This window comes from Candidatus Angelobacter sp. (genome assembly GCA_035607015.1).
Lineage (GTDB): Bacteria > Verrucomicrobiota > Verrucomicrobiia > Limisphaerales > AV2 > AV2.
Genome location: DATNDF010000125.1, coordinates 1 through 4,186, shown reverse-complemented (window position 1 = coordinate 4,186; position 4,186 = coordinate 1). Strand labels below are relative to the sequence as shown.

The following is a 4,186-nucleotide window of genomic DNA, read 5'->3' as shown; positions in this document are numbered from 1 at the left end:
CGCGCGTAATCCCATAGAGAGCGCCGGCGGACAGCGGGGGCGTCAGCAACCCGCCGGACTTGACGATGAAGATGTTGTCTCCCGTGCATTCAGCGACGAAGCCCTCGGCGTTCAACATCACGGCCTCCTCGCAACCGGCATTGTTGGCCTCGATCTTCGCCAGCACGTTGTTCAGGTAATTCAACGACTTGATGGCCGGATTCAGCGCGCTGTGCAGATTCCGCGTGGTCGCCACCGTGACGATCTCCATTCCCTTTTCGTAAAGTTCGTGGGGATAGAGCTGGATTTTGTCCGCGATAATGATGACCGACGGATCGGTGCACCGGTTCGGGTTCAGCCCCAGCGTGCCCACTCCGCGGGTCACCACCAGTCGAATATAGCCGTCCTGGATTTTATTCTGCCGGCACGTCTCGATGACCGCCTTCATCACCTCCGCATGTGGAAGCGGGATGTTCAGCAGAATTGCCTTCGCTGAACAAAACAGCCGGTCGATGTGTTCCTTGAGTTTGAAAACACGGCCGTTGTAGGCGCGGATGCCCTCGAAAATGCCGTCGCCGTAAAGCAGCCCATGATCGAACACCGAAACCCTGGCACTCTTTTCGTCACAATACTTTCCGTCAACGTAGATTTTCATGCCATCGTAAACCGCGGCAGACTACGGTAAGTTGCTCCCGGCGCGCAATACAGGAATTGCAGACTTAAGGGGTCGCTGGGGTTGGTGGCACACCGCGGAACCGTCGCTGTTATACAGACATGCCCCTCAGGGCGTCCGTCCGTCCTCCTGCACTTCGCCGTCCGCCAGTTCGATCACCCGCGGGGCGCGCGCTGCCACGTTTGCGTCATGCGTGGCGATGATGAGCGTTGCCTGCCGTTCGGCGCGCAGTGCGCAGAGCAATTCGACGATGGCGCCGCCGGCATGCGAGTCGAGATTGCCCGTTGGTTCGTCCGCCAGAATCAAATCCGGTTCGTTGATCAGCGCCCGCGCGATCGCCACCCGCTGTTGCTCGCCGCCCGAAAGCTCATACGGCCGATGATCGGTGCGTTCGGCGAGGCCGACGCGCGCCAGCAGTTCACGGGCCCGCGTTTCGGCGTTTGCCGGGTTCCTGCGCGCCATCCGTGCCGGCAGGCACACATTCTCCAGCGCGCTCAGCTCCGGCAACAGGTGATAAGCCTGGAACACGAAGCCAACCTTGCGATTGCGAAACCTCGCCAGTTCCAGCGCCGAAAGCGTCGCAAGATTTTTCCCGTCGAACCAGATCTCGCCGCTCCCGGGCGCGTCCAGTCCGCCGAGCAAATGCAACAACGTACTCTTGCCCGCGCCCGACGCGCCGCGCAAAGCCAGAAAATCTCCGCGAACGACCTGCAGGTTTACATGCCGAAGCACTTCGAGGGTCCGCTTGCCGATGAGGTAAGTCTTTCCGACGTCATGCGCTTTCAGCAACACGCTGTCCGTCTGGCGCGGCGTTGAATGCCCCGCTTCCGCCCTCCGGCTTCCGGCTTCGAACGTTTCATTCATGCCTCAACGCCTCCACCGGTTTCAACCGCCCCGCGTTCCACGCCGGCAACAGCCCCGCCAACAGACAGATCAGCAACGACCCGCCACAGATGACGGCAACGTCGCCCGGCACGATCAGCGCCGGCAGTTCCGCAAATTGATATATGGAGGCCGGAAACAACTCGAAGCCCGTGGCTCTCCGCATGAAATGCAGAAACTCGTTGCGATACGTCACTGCCAACATGCCCAGTCCATATCCCGCGGCGACGCCGAGCGCACCGACCATCAGACTTTGTCCCAGAAAAAGCCCCATCACTTGTCCGCTGGTCGCGCCGAGCGCCTTCAGCATCCCGATCTCGCGTGTTTTCTGGACGACGAACGTTATGAGCGCGCTGGTGATCCCGAACGCGGCGACCAGCACGATGAAGAACAGCAGGTAATACATCATGTTCTTTTCCACCACCAACGCATCGAGGATCGGATTCTCGTGGAGCCACGTGCTGATGAAAAAGCCGCTCCCCAGCGCGGCGCGCAACTGCTGTTCAACCTCCGTCGCCTTGTCGGGATCGTGCAGCGTCACCATCAGGCCGTGTGCGGAATCGTCCAGCTCGTACATGTCCTGCGCATTGGCCAGCGAACACAGGACGAACAGATCGTTGAACTCGAAATAGCCGGCGTCAAAAATTCCTTTCACCTCGTAATCATCCGCCAGCGGAGCTTCTTCCTTTCCTCTGCTGCGGCCCCGTTCCCATTCCTCGAACTTGCCGACGGAGTACACGGCAAGCCGGTCCCCGACGCTCAGTCCGAGACGGTCTGCAATCTCCTTGCCCACAAGCAAACCCCTGCCCTTCACGTCAAAGCTTCCCTCAACAATGCTGTGCGGCAGCGCGCTGACGCTCTCCTCCAGGCGCGGATCGATGCCGCGGATCATCGGCGCCAGCACCTGCGGGTTGCCGCTTTCCGGTTCGGTCTTCACCAGCACCTGACCGATGACATACGGCGCGACGCCTTTCACGTTTTTGTTCGCCGCCACAACGCTCATCACGCGACGGTAATCGGCCATTTGCGCGGCTCCCCGTAACTCGACGCGCAAGTGAGCATTGAAACCAAGAATCCGGTCGCGCATCTGTTTGTCGAATCCGCTCATCACGCTAATGACGATGATGAGCACCGCCACGCCCAGCATGACGCCGACGATGGAAATCAGAGTGATGATCGAAACAAACGTCCGCTTGGGACGCAGGTAGCGAAGAGCGAGAAAGAATTCAAACGGCAGCTTCGACACGCGCGGAGGCTAAGCGGGGAACCGAAGAGTGTCAATGAACCCCCGCCAAACGGACATAAGTCTTGATTCACTTTTCGGTTGCAGGTCGCGTGCGCGATGCGGTGTTTCCAGCACTCTTCTGTCGGCTGCGAGCCCGCACGACGCCGTTTCTGTCCCGATCAGAGTGTTACGCCCGTATCGTTTTCCAGGTTTCCTTGCCGACCTCGAAGTGTTTTGCCATTGTGTGAAGAGGTAATACGCCCTCTTTCAAGCGCAGCTTCGAGGCGGTCGTCCAAGTGTAGGAAACATGAAAGACAGCTGACTGCCATTGAAAATCACCTTGCTCGACCGCTCATACTCATGCCGCTCTTCGCGCAGAAAATATCGAGTGAAAAAATTTCGGACGAGGTGGTATAAAGGCGCGGGTAACAACGCAAGCCACTGGCTTGCCGGCCGGGCTGAAAACAAATCATGAAAACCAAACTCACATCCAAACTGTTCCCGTTATTGCTCCTGTGTCTTGCCGTAGGTCACGAAACGCTGGCCCAGGTCAGCGCATTCACCTATCAAGGCCGGCTCGAATTCAACGGCGCGCCGGCCAACGGCAGTTATGACTTCATGTTTCGATTGATGAACGACCCGACCAATGGCGTGGTGGCGCCCGTAATTCCAGTCAACCTCGCCGTGCCTGTCACCAACGGCCTTTTCACGACCGGCATGGATTTTGGCGCGGCCAACCTTGACGGCACCAACCTGTGGCTGGAGGTGAATGTTCGCACCAACAACGGCGCATCATTCACCCCGCTGTCACCACGGCAGCTTTTGACCTCAACTCCGTACGCAATCCGGGCCGCCAACGCGAGCAACCTGAGCGGCACGCTGTCGGTGACACAGTTAAGTGGTCAGTTGTCCGGCGCGCAGATCGGCAATGGCGCGGTGAACGCCGCGAACGTGGACAACACGCAGGTGCAGCTTCGCATCACCGGCACGGCGCCGGCAGGACAATTCATTACCGGCATCGCCGCCAATGGAAGTGTCACCGTCGGTTCCGACACCACCGATTGGAAATTGGGAGGCAACAGTGTTTCCGGTGGCCAGTTCCTCGGCAGTACGAACAATCAACCGGTCGAAGTAAGAGTCAACGGCCAGAACGCGCTTCGATTGCAGCCGGGCACCAACGATGCGCCGAACATCGTCGGCGGCGCGCCGGGCAATTTCATCGCCGGGAACGTGGTGGGTTCAACCATCGGTGGCGGCGGGAGCACCAATTACAATGGGGTTTTTAGGGACACCAACTTCATCGGTGCCGACTTTTCGGTCATCGCCGGTGGCGCCGGCAATCGCATTGAGTCGAGGAACTCCTTCCTAGGTGGTGGACTGGGCAACATAATCCAAGTGCCTTACTCCGCGATTGGTGGAGGCTCGGG

Annotated in this window: 4 protein-coding genes; 1 reads left to right on the top strand and 3 read right to left on the bottom strand. The window is 59.2% G+C overall.

The window, feature by feature from the left end; translation table 11 throughout:
* From VN887_05225 to VN887_05215, 3 genes are all read right to left on the bottom strand, one after another.
* On the bottom strand, window positions 1-634 hold a 634-nt coding region (locus VN887_05225), incomplete at its 3' end, for an aminotransferase class IV (GenBank protein ID HXT39404.1).
* A gap of 126 nt (window positions 635-760) precedes the next feature.
* Entirely contained in the window at window positions 761-1,516 is a 756-nt protein-coding gene (locus VN887_05220) for an ABC transporter ATP-binding protein (GenBank protein HXT39403.1), read from the bottom strand.
* On the bottom strand, window positions 1,509-2,780 hold the full coding sequence (locus tag VN887_05215; protein ID HXT39402.1) for an ABC transporter permease: 1,272 nt from the start codon (window positions 2,778-2,780) through the stop codon (window positions 1,509-1,511). The genes VN887_05220 and VN887_05215 overlap by 8 nt, the downstream gene beginning before the upstream one ends.
* A 450-nt stretch (window positions 2,781-3,230) precedes the next feature.
* Between VN887_05215 and VN887_05210 the strand changes: the two genes are divergently transcribed.
* On the top strand, window positions 3,231-4,186 hold a 956-nt coding region (locus VN887_05210; GenBank protein ID HXT39401.1), incomplete at its 3' end, for a hypothetical protein.

Bases quoted from the DNA above. Each gene is read 5' to 3' on its own strand.
- VN887_05220 (HXT39403.1), bottom strand. From the start codon at position 1,516: ATGAATGAAACGTTCGAAGCCGGAAGCCGGAGGGCGGAAGCGGGGCAT.